This window comes from Methanofollis aquaemaris (assembly GCF_017357525.1).
GTDB lineage: Archaea > Halobacteriota > Methanomicrobia > Methanomicrobiales > Methanofollaceae > Methanofollis > Methanofollis aquaemaris.
The window spans coordinates 2,561,587-2,581,620 of record NZ_CP036172.1; the positions used below are offsets into that span (position 1 = coordinate 2,561,587).

General features: G+C 58.6%; 15 protein-coding genes. 4 read left to right on the forward strand and 11 right to left on the reverse strand.

Going from position 1 to position 20,034, the window contains the following annotated elements:
• Positions 1–16: 16 nt before the first annotated feature.
• The 9 genes from RJ40_RS12155 to RJ40_RS12195 form a co-directional block, all read right to left on the reverse strand.
• A complete protein-coding gene (locus RJ40_RS12155; RefSeq protein ID WP_265581123.1) occupies positions 17–1,195 on the reverse strand; it encodes a cytochrome c biogenesis protein CcdA in 1,179 nt (392 codons plus the stop codon).
• Positions 1,196–1,265: 70 nt separating this feature from the next.
• Complete coding sequence (locus RJ40_RS12160) at positions 1,266–2,501, reverse strand: ABC transporter substrate-binding protein (RefSeq protein WP_265581124.1); 1,236 nt, start codon at positions 2,499–2,501, stop codon at positions 1,266–1,268.
• A complete protein-coding gene (locus RJ40_RS12165; RefSeq protein ID WP_265581125.1) occupies positions 2,498–2,965 on the reverse strand; it encodes a formylmethanofuran dehydrogenase subunit E family protein in 468 nt (155 codons plus the stop codon). The genes RJ40_RS12160 and RJ40_RS12165 overlap by 4 nt, the downstream gene beginning before the upstream one ends.
• Positions 2,962–4,218 (reverse strand): ABC transporter substrate-binding protein, encoded by a 1,257-nt coding sequence (locus RJ40_RS12170; RefSeq protein WP_265581126.1) that lies wholly within the window; start codon positions 4,216–4,218, stop codon positions 2,962–2,964. The genes RJ40_RS12165 and RJ40_RS12170 overlap by 4 nt, the downstream gene beginning before the upstream one ends.
• Positions 4,219–4,459: 241 nt before the next feature.
• Positions 4,460–5,689: an ABC transporter substrate-binding protein gene (locus RJ40_RS12175; RefSeq protein WP_265581127.1), complete on the reverse strand. Its 1,230-nt coding sequence runs from the start codon at positions 5,687–5,689 to the stop codon at positions 4,460–4,462.
• A complete protein-coding gene (locus tag RJ40_RS12180; RefSeq protein WP_265581128.1) occupies positions 5,686–6,936 on the reverse strand; it encodes an ABC transporter substrate-binding protein in 1,251 nt (416 codons plus the stop codon). Before RJ40_RS12180 ends, RJ40_RS12175 begins: the two co-directional genes overlap by 4 nt.
• On the reverse strand, positions 6,927–7,772 hold the full coding sequence (locus RJ40_RS12185; RefSeq protein WP_265581129.1) for a class I SAM-dependent methyltransferase: 846 nt from the start codon (positions 7,770–7,772) through the stop codon (positions 6,927–6,929). The genes RJ40_RS12180 and RJ40_RS12185 overlap by 10 nt, the downstream gene beginning before the upstream one ends.
• 32 nt (positions 7,773–7,804) lie before the next feature.
• Positions 7,805–8,626 carry an ABC transporter ATP-binding protein gene (locus tag RJ40_RS12190; RefSeq protein ID WP_265581130.1) on the reverse strand — a complete coding sequence of 274 codons (822 nt, stop codon included), beginning with the start codon at positions 8,624–8,626 and terminating at the stop codon, positions 7,805–7,807.
• 5 nt (positions 8,627–8,631) lie between these two features.
• Positions 8,632–9,711: a FecCD family ABC transporter permease gene (locus RJ40_RS12195; protein WP_265581131.1), complete on the reverse strand. Its 1,080-nt coding sequence runs from the start codon at positions 9,709–9,711 to the stop codon at positions 8,632–8,634.
• Positions 9,712–9,906: 195 nt separating this feature from the next.
• Here RJ40_RS12195 and RJ40_RS12200 point away from each other — a divergent pair, with 195 nt between their 5' ends.
• Complete coding sequence (locus RJ40_RS12200; protein ID WP_265581132.1) at positions 9,907–10,248, forward strand: TroA family protein; 342 nt, start codon at positions 9,907–9,909, stop codon at positions 10,246–10,248.
• Positions 10,249–10,399: 151 nt separating this feature from the next.
• Here the strand turns inward: RJ40_RS12200 and RJ40_RS12205 are convergent, their stop codons facing one another.
• Positions 10,400–12,067 carry a WD40 repeat domain-containing protein gene (locus RJ40_RS12205; RefSeq protein ID WP_265581133.1) on the reverse strand — a complete coding sequence of 556 codons (1,668 nt, stop codon included), beginning with the start codon at positions 12,065–12,067 and terminating at the stop codon, positions 10,400–10,402.
• A 375-nt stretch (positions 12,068–12,442) separates the two neighbouring features.
• Here RJ40_RS12205 and mutS point away from each other — a divergent pair, with 375 nt between their 5' ends.
• A complete protein-coding gene (mutS, locus tag RJ40_RS12210; RefSeq protein WP_265581134.1) occupies positions 12,443–15,103 on the forward strand; it encodes a DNA mismatch repair protein MutS in 2,661 nt (886 codons plus the stop codon).
• Positions 15,100–16,881, forward strand: a complete 1,782-nt coding sequence (mutL, locus tag RJ40_RS12215) for a DNA mismatch repair endonuclease MutL (protein WP_265581135.1) — start codon at positions 15,100–15,102, stop codon at positions 16,879–16,881. The genes mutS and mutL overlap by 4 nt, the downstream gene beginning before the upstream one ends.
• 99 nt (positions 16,882–16,980) lie before the next feature.
• On the opposite strand, the gene RJ40_RS12220 is transcribed toward mutL, so the two are convergent.
• Positions 16,981–18,729, reverse strand: a complete 1,749-nt coding sequence (locus RJ40_RS12220; RefSeq protein ID WP_265581136.1) for a hypothetical protein — start codon at positions 18,727–18,729, stop codon at positions 16,981–16,983.
• A 137-nt stretch (positions 18,730–18,866) separates the two neighbouring features.
• Here RJ40_RS12220 and RJ40_RS12225 point away from each other — a divergent pair, with 137 nt between their 5' ends.
• The gene (locus tag RJ40_RS12225) at positions 18,867–19,697 is read left to right on the forward strand and encodes a viperin family antiviral radical SAM protein (RefSeq protein WP_265581137.1); all 831 of its coding nucleotides are present in this window, start codon (positions 18,867–18,869) and stop codon (positions 19,695–19,697) included.
• Positions 19,698–20,034 lie beyond the last annotated feature (337 nt).

Genomic DNA, 20,034 nt, shown 5'->3' on the forward strand with positions numbered 1-20,034 from the left:
TTCAGGACTCACTCGATTACAAAAGTCCGAGCAGCATCGCCCCGCCGAGCCCCAGCATAACGCACCCGATTGCGAACCGTATCCCCCTTCTCTTCTCAACTCTCCATGCATCCACGCGGTCGGGCGAACCCCCGAAGTATACGCCGAGGAGGATGAACGCAAGGGGGAGCACGAAGACACAATTGTACAGAACGAGGTAAAGAAACCCGTCTGCAAATGTCATCCTGCTGCTGAGCAGGCCGAGGACCGCGAGGTACATCCCGCCGGTGCAGGGGAGTTCGACGACGCTGACCAGGGCGGCGAGTGCGACTGCGGAGGGTATCGACGCCCGCCTGACGTACCGACCGATCGCGGCCTTCTTCGACGCAGGGATGGAAAGACTGAATCCGTCGCGGTTCAGGAGTGCGTCTCTCATCTGGACCAGACCCGCGGCGACCGCGACGAGTCCGGCAAACGTCGAGACCGTCTCTGCGATCCCGTACGTCTGGACGACTGCGAAAAAGCCGAGTCCCGACAGGAGGTACACGACAAACACCGTCCCGATATAGACAATCCCGACCCCGAGCAGTTTCTTCCGGTCGCGCAGCGAGGTGAGATAGGCGAGGAGGACGACGAGGACGGCGATGGCGCACGGGTTGACGCTGTCGACCGCCGCCGCGACCAGGACCGAAGCCACCGTGACCTCCGCCCCGCGGGACGACGGTGAGTTATGGGAAACCGTATCGCTTCTGTACGCTCTGTCGCCCGACTCCGCAAACCGTATGAGAGACAGCCTGATATCGGACTGATCCAATCTCTTCATGGTTGCGGGCGCGACATATGGTCCGAGACCGTCCCTGATCTCTTTCTCCCCCACGAGGGCCGTGGTGCCGAGGAGGAGGAGAGGGATGGTCTCGGACTCGATACCGTAGCGGTCGACGACATCCCGGAAGATCTCGCGGTTCGTGGCGTTGAAGTAGATCTCGCGGTACCGGATGCCGGCCTGCGGGTACTCGCGGGCGAGTGCGTCGACGAGCGGCCTGACCTGCCTGCACTGCGAGCATGTCGGGCTGTAGAAATAATCCGCCGATATCGAGGTGTTCACACCGTCCGATGGCGGCGTGTCGGGGGAACTTACGCCGCCGGCATGTGCACCGGAGACGAGCGAAAAAATAAGGAGAAGGATCAGGACGGACGACCGCGATCTGCTCGCCATAGTCATTCAATCATTCCATCGGGCCGACGATGAGGTGCGGGAGACCGCCGTCTGCGTCTCCATCTCTCGCTCACCCGCAGGTCGGACAGGTCTCTACGCACCAGTCCATCCACTGCGCCGACCTCAACGCTCTCGCGGTCTCGTCGTCCGCGCCGTAGACATTTTTGTAAAAGTCCAGGAGCCACTCGCCGAGATCGATGTCGGCGAAGCGGTCGGGGTACGCGGCCTTCGCGATCACCATCACGTCGACAGGATATTCGAGACGCTTGGCGCAGTTGCAGGGTTCCCACGGGAACGACGAAACCCGCCAGTTTTTCACGGCCGAGAGTTCTGCGACGTTCTGGTAGTAAGGCGCCGAGTAGAGTTCTTCGGGCGGGTGGTACCCCGACGAGGTGCCGAGCACGATCACGTCCGGGTCGAGGGCGAGGAGTTGCTCTGCCGAGACGATGGCCGAGTTTCCGGGTTCCCGGTAGGCGTTCTTCGCGTGGACGATCTCCTCGATAAAGTACGACTCGATGGTATCGGTCCCCTTCACGTTCCCGGCCCCTCCATCTTTCCGGGAACGCGGCGAGGCGCCGAAGACGAGAACGTCCGGTTTTTCATCGTCGGGGATCTCTTTAGTCCGTTCAAACACCAGACGGGTCTGGGACTCAAGGTAGTCCGCAAGTTTGCCTGCCCGCTCCTCCTTCCCGAAGACCTCGCCGACGATCCTGATCTCGTCCGATACCGTCGAGAGGTCGGGTTCGTCATAACACGGGTGCGCCTTGAGCACGACAACCGGGATGCCGAGATCTTCGATGGTCCGGATGGTCTTCTGCACCCCCTCGTCTTTCATCGAGCGGAGCGTGCACGACCCCGCCCGCAGGATGACCACGTCGGGATCCAGTCCTGCCAGGGTCTCGTAGTTGATGGCCGCACCCGATTTCCCGATAAGCGGCAGGTCCATGAGCCTGGGGTTCAGGTAGGTGACCGGGTTCATCCCGTCTTTATACTCGTAGGTCTCCCCGCCGCTGGTCTGGAAGGTGTAGTTGAAATTTCTCTGGATGCACGACGACCCGACGCCGACGATCTTCTCCTGCTCACCAAGGACCGTCATCACGCTTTCGATGAGACCGTCGGAGACGGTGACGATGCGTTCGATATCTGTGGGCACCTGCACCTCGACGCCGCGTGAGTCGACGACGGTGCGGAACTCTCCCGCGTCCGGGGGTGCATGCTCTTCGGTCACCGTCGAACCCACGCACCCTGCACTGAACAGGAGTGCGATCACCAGGATCGCTCCGGCTACAATCAATCTCTTTCTCATAGTACGTCACCTTGCAATTCGAGGTCTGCAAAATCCGGATCTTCGGTGAAGAGCCGGTCGTCCGGGGCGGCGTACATCGCCTCTGCGATCCCGCGAATCTCTTCCCAGTAATCCGTCTTCGAGATCTCAGGCAACTCAGGTTTATGTGCTCTGATTGCAAGCGTCTCTTCGCCGCAGCGGAAGATGCACCCGAGCCTGCCGCTTTTCTTGAGTTCGATTCTCCGACGTCCGAAAGTACACCCGCTTCCGATCTGGATTCCGTCGGCAAAACATGACTCCGGCGGTAAATCTGAGCAATAGGCCGCTGCGGAGATCTCCCTGGAGCCTGAAAAAAAGGCGCGGGCGTACCTGCCCACACGGTATCCGAGCACGACATAAGGCCCGAGATGACCATGGAACTTCGCGAGTTCCCGGATGGAATACTCAGGCCAGGAATCGCCGATAGTACAGGCGGTCGAGTTCATGCTTCCCCGTCTTTGCCCGAATCTTCAAGCATCCATCCGAGCCACTGTTTTTCCAGGAGATTCTCCGCAGTCCGGCGGTCCACCCCGTACAACCCCATATAAAAGTCCATGGTCCATTCGGCGAGATCGACATCATCGAACCGATCCGGATGCGCGGCCTTTGCGAGGATCAGGACTTCGAGGGGGTATTCAAGACGTTTGTCGCAGTTGCATGGAGTATATGGCATTGAATACACTCTTTTCTCCTTGACGGCCTTCAGTTCCTGCAAGTCCTGGTAGTATGGCGCGTTGTAGAGTTCCTCGGGCGGGTGGAAACCGTAAGAGGTGCTGAGTACGATGACGTCGGGATCGATCGCAAGAACCTGTTCGGCGCTCACCGTCCTGAAGTACGCCTCGTCGCGATAGGCGTTCTTTGCCGAGACGAGATCTTCGATGAAGCGCGCCTCGATGGTGTCGAGTCCGTAGACGACTCCCGCGCCTCCCTTCGTCCTTGCGGTCGGAGAGAGGCCGAAGACGAGGACGGTGGGCCTGTCGCTTTCCGAAATTCCCTGAGTACGATCGGTGATGAACGCGATCTTTTCCTCAAGGTAAGCACTCATCCTGGATGCTTCGGCCTCTTTGCCGAAGGTCAAGCCGATGATCCTGATCTCGTCCTGGATGGTCGAGACGTCCGCACTCTCGGTGAAGTGGGAACTCTTCAGAACGACGAGCGGGATTCCGAGCGACTCGATCGTATCGATGGTTTTCTGGACATTCTCGTCGTCATACCGCAGGGTGCAGTCCCCGAGGCGTATGATGACAAGGTCTGGGTTGAGTGCGGCGAGCGACTCGTAGTTGATCGCCTGCCCCGACTTCCCGACCAACGGCAGGTCCATCAACTTCGGGTTGAGGTACGAAGCCGTGTTCATTCCGTCTTCGTACACGATAGGAGTCCCTGTCACGCTCGGCCATGTAAAATTGTAGACACGCTGGAGACATGTTGAACCGACGCCGACGATGGTGTCCTCCACCCCGAGCCCGTACATTACTCCTTCGACCATGCCGTCGGAGACCGTGACGACGCGTTTGATATCCGTCGGCACCTGCACCTCGACGCCGCGGGAGTCGACGACGGTGCGGTAACTCTCGTCCCCGGAGTCTCCGGGTTCCGCTGCTGTTCCACCCTGCCCGGAACCGACGCATCCGGCCGAGAGGACCAGCAGCACCGCCAGGAGAAGGGCGGCACTGGCATGGCGTGCATTCCTCTCAGGCACGTATATCACCTCCAATGCGTCGTGAATCGCGGGTCGGTACCTCGGTGCATACTTGCGGGCAAGCGGCGCGGCAACGGTGCTTATTCCGCTGCCCGCCGGTAGAAATGCCATTTTTCATACTGACTTTCACTTCCTCGTACTCTTCTGCAATCTTTCAACATTCCTCATCGAGGATCACACCGGTTTTTACCGATCGAGGCTCTCAGCCCTCCGACCGATAACATCATTGCTCCCGAACGGATCAGAAATTCTCTTCCACCGTCCAATCCAGCCACTGGGCCGAGCGTATTTTTTTGGCTGTTTCTTCATCGACTCCGTAGAGATCGCTGTAGTACTCAAGCGTCCAGTCGCAGATCCTGATGTCCGAAAAGAGCTCGGGATAGGCGCCCTTCGCTGCGATCATCAAGTCGATGGGAAACTCAAGGCGAGTCCCGCACCGGCTCGGTGTCCAGGGGAGTGCATATACCTGCCTGTTCTTCACCGCTTTCAGTTCCTGGAGACACCGGAACGGTTCGCTCTCGTAGAGTTCACGCGGCGGATGGTAGCCGCTCGATGTCGGAAGCAGGATTACATCGGGATCGAGCGTGAGCACCTGTTCGACCGAGAGCGTATGCCGACCGGGATCGCGGAAAGCATTCTTCGCATGAACGATCTCCTCAAGGAAATAGGAGTCCGGCGTGTCGATTCCCCGCACGTTGCCGACGCCCCCCTTCTTCCGATCAGATGACGAGAGACCGAAGAAGAGTACCGAAGGCCTGTCGGCGTCTGGAACGTCGCGTGTCCTCTCGTCGATGAGAGCGACCTTCTCCGTAAGGAGGTCGACGATCTGTCCTGCTTCCTCCTCGCGGTCGAAGATTTCCCCGAGGATCGCTATCTCCCTGTAGAGATTTTCAAGGTCAGGCCGGTCGCTGCACTCAGGGGCGCTGAGGAGGACTACGGGGATGCCAAGGGATTCGATGGTCTCGACGGTTTTCTTTGAATTTTCATCGGTCTGATAGTCCGGGAAACTGCAGGAACCTGATCGTAACAGAACCAGATCGGGCGAGAGAGACGCGATCGTCTCATAGTTCGGGACCTCCCGTCCGACAACCGTAAGATCTCTCAAGCCGGGATATAAGACAACAGGGACATATTCTCCGTTTTTGTAAGAATAACTCTCATTTGCAACGACGCTGGTGTAGTTGTAGACATAATTTTTAGGGGTTCTCGGCAGACCTACGATCCGGTCTTCAACCCCGAAAATTATCATCACGCTCTCGACCATGCCGTCGGCCATCACCACAACCCTCTGCGGATCCTTGGGGATTGATACGTCGAGGCCCCGCATGTCGGTGACAATTTTAGATTCGCTCTGTACGGGTGTGTCGGACACCGCGTCAACCTGCTTCGTTCCCCCGCCGGTGCACCCGGCACATACGGCCGCCAACACCAGTGCAACAAAAACCAGCAGCAGCGTGTGTGTCGGTCTCACGCTCCGCCCTCCACGCACCAGTCCATCCACTGCGCCGATCTCAACGCCTTCGCTGTCTCGTCGTCCACGCCATAGACATTCTTGTAAAAGTCCAGCAGCCACTCGCCGAGGTCGATGTCGGCGAAACGATCGGGGTACGCGGCCTTCGCGATCACCATTACGTCGATGGGATACTCAAGACGCTTGGCGCAGTTGCACGGCGTCCAGGGAAGCGACATCACCCGATGGTTCTTGACGGCCGTGAGTTCCCTGAGGTCTGCATAGTAGGTGGCGTCATAGAGTTCGCCGGGCGGATGGTAACCCCATGCCGTGCAGAGCACGATGACGTCAGGGTCGAGCGCGAGCACCTTTTCGGTGTTGAGGATCTGGAAGGTGCCGGTGTCAGACCTGAAGGCGTTCTTCGCATGCACGACATCCTCGATCATGTATGACTCGGTCGTCCTCAGACCATGAGCGGTGCCTGCCCCTCCTTCTCCCCGGTGCTTGGGCGAGAGGCCGAAGATGAGCACCTCGGGCGCTTCGGACACAGGAATGTCCTTTGTCCGCGCCTCGACCAGGTCGACCTGGGACTCAAGGTAGTCGGAGAGGTGCTTCGCCTCGGCTTCTTTCCCGAACACCTCGCCAAGAACGGCAATCTCGCCCGAGATCATCTTCAGGCTCGGATCGTCGTAGCAGTTCGGGCTATAGAGCACGATGAGGGGAATGCCAAGAGATTCGATGGTCTTGATCGTCTTCTGCGTCATCTCGTTATCTTCGCTATCAAGGCTGCAACTCCCGAGCCTGAGAATGAAGACGTCGGGATCGAGGGAAACAAGAGTTTCGTAGTTCATCGCCGCCCCGAACTCCATGGGCAGCGGCAGTTCTCTGACCCGCGGGGAGAGAACCTGCAAGACGTTGCATCCCCCGCTCCCGTTCACGAACCCGCCGTCGTCGAGTGGATAGGAGTAGGTCCAGTCTTTCTGGATACACGAGGATCCAAGTCCGACAAGGGTGTCCTCGACGCCGAATGCCGCCATCGTCCCCTCCACCATGCCGTCGGAGACCGTGACGACGCGTTCGATATCCGTCGGCACCTGCACCTCGACGCCGCGTGAGTCGACGACCGTCCGATAATCGGTATCAGCAGTGCTCGAACCCGATGCATTTCCTGAATGTTCCACTCCTGTACATCCCGCAGAGAGGACGAGCAGAAGTGCCAGAAAGAGGGTGACGGCCACCCGACCGCGCATGCCGCCCCTCAACGCCATTCGTTCACCTCCCACCAGAACTTCACCCGCGTCGTCGTGCCGGAGAGCAAAAGATCGCCGCCGTTCTCTGTGAGCGTCCCGGCGAGATAGTTCCTGAGCACTTTCTCCTGCTCGGGCGTCTCGACCCTGTATTGCTCTCTGAACTCGGCAACCGCTGCATCGAGGTCGGGGAACCTGCGGGTGTGCTCCATCTGTGAGGTCTCGACGTTCGGGCAGATCCCCATCGAATAGAGGACATTGAAGAGGACGTCCGCCTTCGGCCCCCGGTGATATTCCGTCCCATGAAGCGCCGGCCAGAGGTCGATGAGCCCCTGCTCCCAGGTCGTCGTGCCGGCAAACCAGAAGAGATACACCCACCGCGAGGACGCCTCGCACATTGCCTCGATCGCCGCCCTGATCTCCGGCATCCCGAGCGAATACGAGGCGACGACGACATCGAACCGCCCGTCGAGATCGACGGCGGGGTCGAGATCTTCCCAGCGTTTCCGCACGACCGAGAGGTTTGACACGCCTTCTTCTTTTGCATATTCGGCCATCACCTCTGTCATCCCTGCCGCCGGTTCGACGGCGGTGACGTGGGCGGCGACGCCTGCGAGCGGCACCGCCAGGGTTCCGGGCCCCGCCCCGATATCGAGCACCCGTGACCCGGCCTCGACCGGCAGGCTGTCGATGATGGAGAGGATTCTTTCGGGATGTTCCCGCGACTGGTTCAGAAAGTCCAGCGCTTTCTCCCGTGACTCCCAGATCGACGCACATCCGCCGTTGTCGCGGCAGTGCAGGTTTTCATCGTACTGTTCTTTCCAGATTGCATTCCAGTCAATTGCATTCGATCTCATTGAAAATTCTCCGATTCTGATAATTCTACGATTTATACGTCCACATTCGCGCTCATTCTTGCTTCATGGCCCCCGGCACCGTGACGATCGGTCACACAACTGGGCATCACCATCTGCACGCCGTCAAGCGTTCGGACGGTGCACGCGTCCTGGTATATCCTGCCGAGCACCCCCTCCGAGATGACGTCCGCCGGTTCGCCCTCGGCCACGACGCGGCCCTCTCCCACCACCACCACCCGGTCGCAGAACCAGGCGACATGGTTCGGGTCGTGGCTGCAGGCGAGGATGGTCTTGCCGTCTTCGGCGACATCGCGCATGATCTCCCAGATCCGCATCTGGTTCTGGAAGTCCAGAGCGCTCGTCGGTTCGTCAAGGAAAAGTATCGGGGTGTCCTGCGCCATGGCGCGGGCCATCAGGACCATCTGACGCTGACCGCCGGAGAGCTGGTTGTAGGGGCGATCGGCAAGATCGGTGATGCCGAGTGCGGCGATGGCGTCCATCGCGATCTCCTTGTCGCGCCTCTTCACGCCGAAGAACCCGCCGAGGTGCGGTGTCCGTCCCATGAGAACGACCTCCCGCACCAGGTAGGGGAAGGGGGGTTTGTGCTCCTGCGGCACGTAGGCCACGACCCGTGCGAGTTGTTCGATCGAACGCTGCGAGATATCCTCGCCGCACATCTGCACCGCGCCCTGTTCGGCGTGCAAAAAGCGGAGACAGCACTTGAACAGCGTGGTCTTTCCCGACCCGTTGGGGCCGAAGAGTCCGCAGAGTTCGCCTTCTCCCACCGAGAATGAGATCCCGGAGAGAACGGGGAAATCCCCGTATTTGAAATGGATATCCTGGACATGCAGCATGGCATTCACCCGAAGATTACCCTGCCCTTCTGGCGGATCAGATAGCAGAGATAGGGGGCGCCGAGGATGGAGGTCAGGATGCCGACCGGGATTTCGGCCGTCGTCAGCGTCCGGGCAAGCGTATCGCAGACGATCAGGTAGCACCCGCCCATCATCATCGACGCGGGGATCACGAACCGGTTGTCCGGCCCGAGGATCATCCTGGACGCGTGGGGCATCATGAGTCCCACCCATGCGATGATCCCGACGAGCGAGACGGCGAAGGCGGTGATGGCGGTAGCGAACGCGACGACGACGAACTTATACTTCTCAGGGTTCACCCCGAGTGTCCGCGCCTCTTCGTCGCCCATCGAGAGGATGTTCAGTTTCCACCCCAGTGCCCAGAGGACGATGAAACTCAGGAGGACAATGGGGACGAGGAGGATCACGTCGTTCCATGTCGCGTAGTAGAACCCGCCCATCAACCAGAAGACGATCTCCCTGAGTGCAGTGTCGTCGGCGATGTACTTGAGAAGCGAGACGAGGGCGGCGAAGATCGATCCGATGATGACGCCGGCGAGGATGAGCGTGATGACAGGAGTCTCGCCGCGGACGCGGGCGAGGAGGTAGGCCATCGTCACCGCAAGGGCGCCGAAGGCGAACGCGGAGAGTTGTATCGAGAAAAAGATCGCGGGAAAGACGATCGCAAGCGCCGCCCCGAAGGCCGCTCCTGACGAGACGCCGAGGATGTAGGGTTCGACGAGGGGGTTTCGAAAGACGCCCTGAAAGACGGCGCCCGCAATGGCAAGCGCTCCGCCGACGGAGATGGCGAGGAGGATCCTCGGTACGCGGATGTTCCAGATGATGGTGTTGTGCAGTTTGGGCAGCGCAGTCACGTCACCGAGGGTGATGTGGACGAGGATCGTCCGGTATACATCGAAGATTGTGAGGTCGTACGACCCCATGACGACGGCGGTACATGCCGTTATAAAGAGGAGGGCGGCGAGACCCAGAAGAACAGCGATCTTTCTCCCTTCGTCAAATCCTTCGACGGAATCATAGCCAAGATTGGTAACGAACTGTTTGAAACCTGTTGATTCTGTCATGCAGTCTCCTCCAGCCCGATCGGCGTGGATGTCCTAATTTTAGTGTCGATTTTATTTATATTGGTAGCAAAAATTGTGAGTGCTAAGACATATGATTTTTAAAAATGGGAATTTTGTAATTAAAATGGCATCATTTCATAGTATTGTTATGAAACGTAATCTTTCGGTTGCAGGATCACTCTCCTTTTTATCTGTTTGCTCTTTGCAGCCCTTATCTGCGGATGCATCGGCGGAAGGCATGGGATCAACTACGAGTCACTCGCCTCCCTCGATCCCGACGTCGTCTTCCTCCGCAAGGGGGCGTCCTCGTTCAGGGGATCCGACGAGAACCTTGAGAAGACGATCAAGACAATCGAGTCGCTTGGCATTCCGCTCGTCGTTCTTGTCGGCCCGCCCTATCAGGAGCGCCCCGACGTGGACCGGATCGGCGAGTGGACGCTCGACTTTTATCAGCAGGTCTACGAGGTCGACGAAGTGGCGTCAAAAGAACTCAGGTCGGTCCAGTGGCTTGACTGGACGGTCGAGGAGGGGCTCTGACCTGCGATCTCTTTTTTGGTCTTAAAGAAGAACGACAGAACAAAAATCGTAAAGGGCGGCGGTGCCGCCCCCATGTTATCATTCACGGGAGCACCGGGGTGTTCAGGAAGAAGAGTTCAACACACCCCGAACTCCAACATTTCACCTGATCCTACTTCTTGCTCTCGATCCGCCCGGCAAGAGACCGATACATCTCCACAAGCGCCTCCACCTCATTCTTTTCCGGCACCTCCGGACCATAACCAAGGCGGCCGGCCATCGTAAAGAACGCGGCAAGGTCGTCACGCTCTGCCGGGCAGGCGTCGACGGCATCGTTGGTGAAACAGATGTGGATCTTGCTGTGTTTCTTGATGAGGGCGGTCATCTCTCGTGAGAGGATCCGCGCCGTCTCCCTGAGATCTCCTTCATCGAGGGCGAGATCCCACGGATCAGACGGTGCGGACCTCTCCTGCCCGCCTTCATCTGCCGGCATCTCCTCTGACAGATTGTTCTGCACTCCTGTCTCTGAGACCGATAACCTCTTCCTGCCCCTCAGGCGGAAACCCCCGGCACCGACGACGGCGGCGCCGGTCAGCAGACCGAGAAGCAACAGGGGGAACCCACCACCCTCCCCGCCGTCGGCGTCGGTCGGCGTCGTCATGTTCGCCGGGAGCGGCGTGGTGGAGAGTGTCGGGGATATTGTCGTGGACACGGGAGTGGAGAGTGTCGTCGGAGCATGACTCTCCGTAGACGAGGCCGGCGTGGTGGGGACGACGGCCGTTGCCGCGCCGGTCAGCGATAGCCTGACGACCTGGTGGGGCGAGGCGGCGACACCCGAGGTGCCGTCGGCGGAGATCGCAACATGATTGGCCCACCCGTCAAGGGTATATGTCCCGAGCAGATTTCCTTCGCCGTCGAAGAGATAGGCCTGGCGGTCCATGGAACCGGCGAGGACACGGGATCCGTTCTCCGAGACGGCGAGGTCCCGGATCCACCCGTCGGCCGTGAACTTCCAGAGCGCCTCTCCGGTTTTGCTGTCAAAGCAGGCGACGATGTTGTCCTGCGAACCGGCGAGGACGCGGGAACCATTCGAGGAGATGGCCAGTGCCGTGATCGGGCGACGAGATTTCTCTTCCCAGAGGAGGTCGCCGGTCCGGTTGTAGAGGCGGACGCCCGCGTCTGAGGCCGCGGCGATCTCGTTGCCCGACCCGGAGACGGCGACGGCGGTACCCCCGTCCCCTCCTTCCTCGCGGGCCCAGAGTTTGCGTCCGGCCCCGGTGTAATAGAAGAGGCCCCGGCTGGAGACAACCGCGGCATAGGTGCCCTTCTCTGAGAAGGCGATCTCGTGGATCTGAGCGAGGGGATCGTAGTCCTCGTCGTCGGGATCGCCCGCAGTATCGGTGGTGGCCTTGAGGACGCCGTTTGCATCGTAGAAGCGCACCTTCACGGGACCGTCTGCGACCGCAAGCCGTTTCCCGTCTGAGGAGAGGGCGAGGGCCGCACACTCTGATTGCAGGGAGTTCTGCCAGAGGACCGTGCCTTCTCCGGAGAAGAGATCGATCTGATATCCTTTTGCCCTGGCAATGGTATGGCCGTCTGCGGAGCAGTCGGCACATGCTGCAGAACTCTCGTCCCAGAGCAGAGTGCCGTCACCGGCAAGAAAACGAAGCCTTTCCCCACCAATCAGGATATATGAACCGTCCGGGGTCATGGTGAGTCCATTGATCTCAGACGACACCGAATGGTCCCAGAGGGTATCCTCTGCGAGAGCGCCGGCAGGCATGCTGAGGAGGAGGAGACAGAGCCAGAGGGTTGATATTCTACTGCTATGCACGATCATCGCGTATCCCATCTTCACAGAGAATTTCCGAAGATGAAACATAAACTTTTTGATTCAAGAATATGCGTTTCATCGTGGAAAAAATTCATATGGAACAATATTTTGAGACCTATTGGTCTCCAGCTCATATTCTGCCCCCTAAAAAATCAGGGGTGATCCCTCTTCACGCCGACCGGTGTGGAGAACTGCAGTGAGACCTCTGAAAGTCCCGGGCCCCGATCAGGCGACGACTTCACGGGGGAGTGGCCGGGGGGCGCTGTGAGATGCGGACCGATCCATCCGGAGGCGGTCGACAGGGTCAGAGATTCAACTGAAGCCCGGCTTTCACCTCCGTGAAATAAACACCTTATAGATTCACGGCCGATCTCATAGTGAATGAAGGCGGAGAAGATGACCCCGGCCATGCGGCAGTTCTACGCGATGAAAGAGGAACATCCTGACTGTGTCATTTTTTTCCGCATGGGCGACTTTTACGAGACCTTCGGTCACGACGCCGAGGTGGTCGCCCGCGAGCTCGATATCGTGCTCACCTCGCGGGGCAAGGACAAAGACGGCGAGAAGATGCCTCTCGCCGGCGTCCCGTACCACGCGGCCGAGACCTATGTCTCCCGCCTTGTTGCAAAGGGCTACCGCGTCGCGATCTGCGAGCAACTCGAAGACCCGAAGAAGGCGAAGGGGATCGTCAAACGCGGCGTGGTGCGGGTGGTCACGCCGGGCACGGTCATCGACGCTTCGATGATCGCCTCGCCGGGCGCCCGATACCTGATGGCCCTCTCGCCGGACGGGAAGAGCGGTCGGTGGGGCCTCGCCTTCCTGGAAGTCTCGACCGGGGAGTTTTTTATCGAGGAGGTCGGGGGCGACGGTGATGTCGCTCCGGTCCTCTCCGAGGTGGAACGCTACCACCCACACGAGTGCATCGTCGGCACCCCCCTCCCCGACGCCCTCTCGACTCGCCTCTCCCAGGCCGGGGTGCTCCTCACCCCGTACCGCCCCGAGGTCTTTGCACCGGCGCGGGCCCGTTCGCTCCTGCTGGAACACTTCAAAATCCAATCGCTCGAAGGCTTCGGGTGCGGCGGCGATGAGATGAAGGCGGCCGTCGGGGCGGCGGGGGCGGCGCTCAGTTACGCCACCGAGACCCAGTACAAACCCCTCACCCACATCACCGGCCTCTCGGTCAGGGCCCCGGCCGATCGGATGGCCCTGGACGCGATCACGCTGAGGAACCTGGAGATCACCGAGACGATGCAGGGCGAGGGGAAGGAGGGGACGCTCCTCCACCTCCTCGACCGGACGGCGACCTCGATGGGGAGCAGGACGATGCGCAAGTTCCTGGTCAACCCGCTGATATCGCCGGCGGCGATCGACGCACGCCTCGACGCCGTGGCGTTCTTCCACCGCGACGCCGCGCTCAGGAGCGATCTCCGCGACGCCCTCCGGGGATGCGCCGACATCGAGCGGATCGCCGGCCGGATCGCCTACGGCAACGCCACGCCCCGCGACCTCGTCACCCTCAGGGCCTCGGTCGAGACCCTCCCGACGGTCCGCGCCCTCCTCGGCGGCGACCTGCCCGTCCGGATCGCCGACGCCCTCGCCGGGGTCTCCGACTTCTCGGCGGTGAGCGCCCTCATCGGCCGGGCCGTCGTCGACGACCCCCCGGCCAACCTCAAGAACGGCGGGTTCATCAGGGACGGCTATGCGAAGGAACTCGACGACCTCAGGGAGGTTTCTGGATCGGGCAAGAATTGGATCGCCGCGTTCCAGCAGCAGGAGCGGGAGCGGACCGGGATCAAGTCGCTGAAGGTGAAGTACAACCGGGTCTTTGGCTACTCCATCGAGGTGACCAAACCCAACCTCCACCTCGTGCCGCCCGAATACGAGCGCCGGCAGACGACGGCGAACGGCGAGCGCTTCATCACCCCGGAACTCAAGGAGAAGGAGGCGATGATCACCCACGCCGACGAGCGCCTCCTCGGCCTGGAGGCCGAACTCTTCGCCGACCTCCTCACGACGCTCGCCGCCGACGTCCCGGCCTTCCAGGAGACGGCGCGGGCGGTCGGACTCCTCGACGTCTATGCGGCCCTCGCCGAGGTGGCGGTGAGGAACACCTACACTCGCCCGACGCTCGACGACTCGGTGCGCACCGAGATCAGGGACGGTCGCCACCCGGTGGTCGAGGAGATGGTGCCCGGCACCTTCGTGCCCAACGACACCCGCCTCGACGGCGCCGGCGACCAGATTCTCATCCTCACCGGGGCGAACATGGCCGGCAAGTCCACCTATATGCGGGCGGTCGCCCTCATCACCGTGATGGCCCAGGTCGGGAGTTTTGTCCCGGCGGCCGCCGCCTCGGTCGGGATCGTCGACCGGGTCTTCACCAGGGTGGGGGCCTCCGACGACCTGGCGAGCGGACGGAGTACCTTCATGGTGGAGATGCAGGAACTCGCCAACATCCTCAACAACACCACGACCCGCAGCCTCGTCGTCCTCGACGAGATCGGCCGGGGCACGAGCACGGTCGACGGCTACTCCATCGCGAAGGCGGTGCTCGAATATCTCCACGGCACCGGGGTGAAGGGGCCGCGGACCCTCTTCGCCACCCACTTCCACCGCCTCATCGAGGTGGAGGGCGAACTGGAGCGGGTGAAGAACTACCACTTCGCGGTGAAGGAGACCGGGTCTGAGGTGGTCTTCCTCAGGAAGATCGTGCCGGGCGCGACCGACCGGAGCTACGGGATCCATGTCGCCCGCCTGGCCGGGGTGCCGCGGGCCGTCACCGAGCGGGCCGGGAAGGTGCTCGAAGAGACTGAACGGGAGGCGAGAGGCGAGGGGAAGACGGGGCGGAAGCACTCGGCGCAGATGTTCCTCTTCTCGAACCCTCCGCAGGACGACCCGGCCCCGCCGGCACCGGCGCCGAGAGAGGAGAGCCCGGCCCTCAGGGCGCTCCGCGACCTGGACCCGGACGCGATGACGCCGCGGGTCGCCCTGGAAAAACTCTATGAACTGAGAGATATGGCCAGGAAGGAGGGATCGGCATGAGCATGCAGGACGCCACCATCCGGGTGCTCCCGGTCGGCACGGTGAACCAGATCGCCGCCGGCGAGGTGGTGGAGCGCCCGGCCTCGGTGGTGAAGGAACTGGTGGAGAACGCCGTCGACGCCGGCGCCGGTCTGGTGCGGGTGGAGGTGACCTCAGACCGCCGGCAGGTCACCGGCGTGCGGGTCGTCGACGACGGGATAGGGATGGGGCGGGCCGATGCGGTGCTCGCGTTCAAGGAGCACGCGACCAGCAAGATCCGGGAGATCGAAGACCTCGACTGTCTCCACACCCTCGGGTTCAGGGGCGAGGCGCTCGCGAGCATCGCCTCGGTCGCGGAAGTGACCATCGTCACGAAACCGCGGGACCGCGGGGTCATCGCCGGGATAAGGGTGCGGGTCCGCGGCGGGGGCGATCCCGAGGTCTCGGAGGTCGGGGCGCCGGACGGGACGAGCGTGGAGGTGAAAGACCTCTTCTTCAACACTCCCGCACGCCGCAAATTCCTCAAGTCTCTCCATACCGAACTGGCCCACATCCACGGGGTCGTCGAGAAGACCGCCCTCGCCCACCCCGAGGTCGCCTTCCGCCTCCTCCACAACGGCCGGGAACGGATCGCCACCCATGCCGCCGACGACCTGCGCGAGACGGCGGGCGCCCTCTTCGGGACCGACCTCACCCGCGCCCTGGTGCCGGTAGGCGGCGGGAACCGGTTTGTGCGGGTTGGGGGCTTTGTCGCCCGCCCGTCGCATACGCGGGCCGACCAGTACCAGATCTTCCTCTCGGTCAACGGCCGTCCGGTCTACTCCGCCGGGATCGTGCGGGCGATCAAGGAGGGCTACGGGACGCTGCTTCCCGCGAACCGGTTCCCGATCGCCTTCCTCGCCCTCACGACCGAGGACGGCCTGGTGGACGCCAACGTCCACCCGACCAAGCGGCAGGTGCGTTTCACCCATGAGCGGGAGGTCTACGAGGCGGTGACCGAAACGGTGCGGACGGCGCTCCACGGCGAAGACCTCCTCGCCGGGGAGCGGGAGGCCGAGGTCTTTACTCCGCCGCCGGCGCCGCGTCGTCCGGCCCGCCCTGTCGCTCCCGCCCCCACAACCGCCCCCCGTCCTGGCGTCGGCGAGAGCCCGGCGCTCTATGCGAAGTCCGACCGGCGTCTGCGCCAGACCGAACTCCCGCTCGCGGGTGCGGAGCGCAACCGTCTCCCTGAGGTGACGGTCCTCGGGCAGGTGGACGCCACCTATATCGTCGGCTCGACCGGCGGGCGCTCGTTGGTGCTCATCGACCAGCACGCCGCCCACGAGCGGATCCTGTACGAGCAGGTGCAGGCGAAGCAGGCCAGCGGGCCGAAGACCCAGGAACTGATCGTCCCGGTGCTCGTCACCTTCTCCCCCACCGAGGTCGAACTCGTCCGCGAGGCCCTCCCCCTCCTCGCGGAGGAGGGCTTCGTCGTCGAAGAGTTCGGGCCCTCGACCTTCGCGGTGAACGCCATCCCGGTGGTTCTGGGCAAACTCGAGGAGCCCGAGGTGATCCGCGACCTCGTCTCCGCCCTGGTGCGCGAAGGGCCCTCCGACCCCGTGGGACGGCGGGAGGCGATCACCAGACGGGTGGCCTGCCGGGGTGCGATCAAGGCCGGCGATCCCCTCACCACCGAGCAGATGCAGCGGCTCGTCGAGCAACTGGCGCATACCGAGAACCCGTACACCTGCCCGCACGGGCGGCCGACGGTGATTTTATTTTCGCCTGATGAGATGGCGGCGATGTTTCGGCGGACGTGAGAGAGAGTGAGGTGGAGAGGCCCCGCACCAATGTGCTCAGTATCTATGTTCACGAGACCCTTTCTTCTTCCTTTTTTCGTCAATTTCCACTGTCTCTTTTCAAATGGGGTTCTGAACATCTCCGTATCTGGCTATCGCATAGGGAAATGTATCATCAAGAAGGGAACGGTTTCGATATAACAAAAATCTATAATTCGATCCTGTGCTGTCATCGTCGTATTCATTAGATGTGTAATACCCATCGATGAGATCTTGAGTCATTGGTGAGATTTCAATCTCTGAAAACGCTTTCACATCGTCGAAATCCTCTCGCAATAATGTTCGATTGATTTCCTCGATCAGAAACGTAGTAAATGCGGACGTCGGTGCCTTGATGTTATCATACCGCAGAAGCAAGTTTTGCATCCGGTTCGATAACTTACCTCGGATATGATTTGATACCCGGCTCTTTTCAGCCAATAAAGTTAGCAATAAAGTGATATCCTTGATTTCAGTCTTCTTTATAAAGAACGGCGACACCTGCCTCACTCTGACTTTTACCCAAAATTTGTTTTGCTGAGGGTTTTTTTCTTCGATTGTTGGAATAATTGAATGATACTTTCTCTTTGACGTGGAATACCCCATATCATAATAAATGTCATACCCACAGGTCAGGCCGATCCTGAGAAGCGCATCTTCCTGGCTGTATTCGCCGTCTATCGTCGGCCGGTCAGAAATCTCTCTGAGATCAAAGGAATCAACATTTTTATTTCCTGGAATGGTCAGGGTACGGGCCATATCGGAGATGGCGAGACTGATCAGACGCATGAAAAGGAGATTACTGAATTTTTCGTCTTTTTTGTGAGTAAATCCATGGTATATCTGGAACGGTTCCCATGTGCCCAAAACAAATTCTGCCAACGCCGCCGGTGAAGATTGGATCAGTGCCAGGATAGGGAGGATCAGGCGTTCCTGTTCGATAGTTTTGAATTGATCATCGAGAATGCCAGGGAAATGTGTAATGGCATCTATAGAATTTGGGCTATAAGATGGGGGTGAATTATTTTCTTTTTGTATTCTTTCCAGTTTTTCCTTTCTGGGCATACCTTCGGGAAAAATAGGAATACTATGTTGAGCGAAGAACGGGGTAGAGAAAACCCAATCAGACGCGTTTCTAGTCTTATATCCTGGATGTTTTTCTATTTCCCTGATCTCATCAAGAATCATCTTTTCAAAATCCGCATCATTTCCCTCTTTTTTATCATCTAATATGGTGAGGACACTTGGGATTTCATCCGGGGCGAAATCGAAAATATCATGTTTGCTTATGATCGACACCTGCTTCTCAAATAATCTCGTCCTGACCAGATCTTCAGTGATGATATTTCTGCAATATGAGTGACTCAACATTTCGACTCTTTCATAGGCATCACAATTTTGCATCAGGAAAAGAAGGACTGATTTAAAGGTTTCAAAATCACTTTTTAAAAAATACTGAGTTGTTTCCTGGAATTTTTTCTGGGTCCGCTTTTTTTCAACTCGTTCAAATATTCCCAGATCAACCAATTTTCTGCACGTCTTCCCCGCTGTTGGAATTGTAACGGCGTGGATATCCTTCACATAACCATCATCATATCTAGAACGGTAACTGCCCTCTTCCTCCGGATTGACATATTTATGCGTGGTCAGACGCGCAACGATATCGTCGGGATAGGAATAGAAATGGTTTGGAGCCAGATATAGTGGGTCGAATCCTTTCATCCTGCGGCGAGGATTGTGTTTGGCATTCTCAATTGCGAAACCCTCCTGGATAATGAATAATTTTAAAATAATCCATTCCTTTTCTGTTAGTTTTGGTACCTGAGTCATTTTAAAAATCTCAAACGGTTTTATCACTCATTGTCAGTTGATTTGTGGTATATATATTTTCACATTGGGTAAAGCATTGGTTCAAGTTCTTTACGGCGACATTTTGCCTATTAGTTCCTAGATTTAACGTATTATTCATGCCCCAACTGCTTCCCAGATCAGCGAACTGGCATATGACCTCTGCATGCAACTACCACTGCAAGTTTTGCTGTATGCAAAAACTCACTGGCGACCTCACTTCAATGACCCGGGCAGAAGAAGTCCTGCACCATCTGAAACGTCTGGGGATTGAGAAGATCAATTTTGTCGGTGGCGAACCTTTGTGTAGTTCCTGGATATATGATGTTACCCAGCGTGCGAAGGAGATGGGGTTCGTCGTTGGAATCACCAGCAACGGCGCTCTGCTGACTGAAAATACACTGAACCGGCTATCCGGTTCGGTGGATTGGATTGGTCTTTCCATTGACTCAGCATCTGATGAAATTGAAAAACGTCTGGGCCGCGGCGATGGTTCCCACGTCAGGCATTGTACCGAAGTATCAGAGATGGTTCAGGGTCTTGGAATAAAATTAAAGATCAACACGACGGTTACGAAACTGACCTGCCAGGAAGATATGCGCGAGTTTATCCGGAGCATCAATCCTGACCGCTGGAAAGTTTTCCAGTTCCTCCATGTTCCCGGTCAAAACGATGACGCAGTTGCATCTCTCGGGATAACTGATGAGGAGTTTTCCTGGTTCCGGTACATCAATCAAGATCTTCGGTTACGACACGGCACATCTCCGGTCTTTGAGTCTGCGGACTGTATGTTAGATTCATATCTGATGCTTACTCCTTCTGGCTCGATCTTTTTGAACACAGAATTTCCGTTTCGGGAGTATCCTATCGAATCCGTAAGTGCCGACATGCTGCCGAGGATTCTCAATGTTGAAAATTATTTTTCGAGAGGTGCGGTTTATGCCTGGTGATAAAACTATACATCCTCTTGATCTTATCTCTGGTTTCAGGATCTCCAGTGGAGGTGTTGATATGTAGTGCGCAGCATCAGAACATCGTAAAGTGAGGTATAGTATTTTGAATACATAGAAAATGGAGGAAAGTTATGGCAAGCAATCAACGTGCAGATGTAAAGAATCCGAACAATGCGAGTTATAAGGCAGCAGCAGATAATCGGTCAAATCAGATGAATCCCAATCATGCCCCATCAAAAAGCGGTGGAAATAAGAAGTAATTTTTTCATCTTTTTCCAAACTTTCAATCATTTTTCGATGATTCCTGATCGGTTGCCCTGATCATAGAATCTTC

What these genes read in the sequence shown, in the direction of transcription:
- RJ40_RS12155 (WP_265581123.1), bottom strand. Translation starts at nt 1,195, where the DNA reads ATGGCGAGCAGATCGCGGTCGTCCGTCCTGATCCTTCTCCTTATTTTT.
- RJ40_RS12160 (WP_265581124.1), bottom strand. Translation starts at nt 2,501, where the DNA reads ATGAGAAAGAGATTGATTGTAGCCGGAGCGATCCTGGTGATCGCACTC.
- RJ40_RS12165 (WP_265581125.1), bottom strand. Translation starts at nt 2,965, where the DNA reads ATGAACTCGACCGCCTGTACTATCGGCGATTCCTGGCCTGAGTATTCC.
- RJ40_RS12180 (WP_265581128.1), bottom strand. Translation starts at nt 6,936, where the DNA reads ATGGCGTTGAGGGGCGGCATGCGCGGTCGGGTGGCCGTCACCCTCTTT.
- RJ40_RS12185 (WP_265581129.1), bottom strand. Translation starts at nt 7,772, where the DNA reads ATGAGATCGAATGCAATTGACTGGAATGCAATCTGGAAAGAACAGTAC.
- RJ40_RS12190 (WP_265581130.1), bottom strand. Translation starts at nt 8,626, where the DNA reads ATGCTGCATGTCCAGGATATCCATTTCAAATACGGGGATTTCCCCGTT.
- RJ40_RS12195 (WP_265581131.1), bottom strand. Translation starts at nt 9,711, where the DNA reads ATGACAGAATCAACAGGTTTCAAACAGTTCGTTACCAATCTTGGCTAT.
- RJ40_RS12205 (WP_265581133.1), bottom strand. Translation starts at nt 12,067, where the DNA reads ATGATCGTGCATAGCAGTAGAATATCAACCCTCTGGCTCTGTCTCCTC.
- mutS (WP_265581134.1), top strand. Translation starts at nt 12,443, where the DNA reads ATGAAGGCGGAGAAGATGACCCCGGCCATGCGGCAGTTCTACGCGATG.
- mutL (WP_265581135.1), top strand. Translation starts at nt 15,100, where the DNA reads ATGAGCATGCAGGACGCCACCATCCGGGTGCTCCCGGTCGGCACGGTG.
- RJ40_RS12220 (WP_265581136.1), bottom strand. Translation starts at nt 18,729, where the DNA reads ATGACTCAGGTACCAAAACTAACAGAAAAGGAATGGATTATTTTAAAA.
- RJ40_RS12225 (WP_265581137.1), top strand. Translation starts at nt 18,867, where the DNA reads ATGCCCCAACTGCTTCCCAGATCAGCGAACTGGCATATGACCTCTGCA.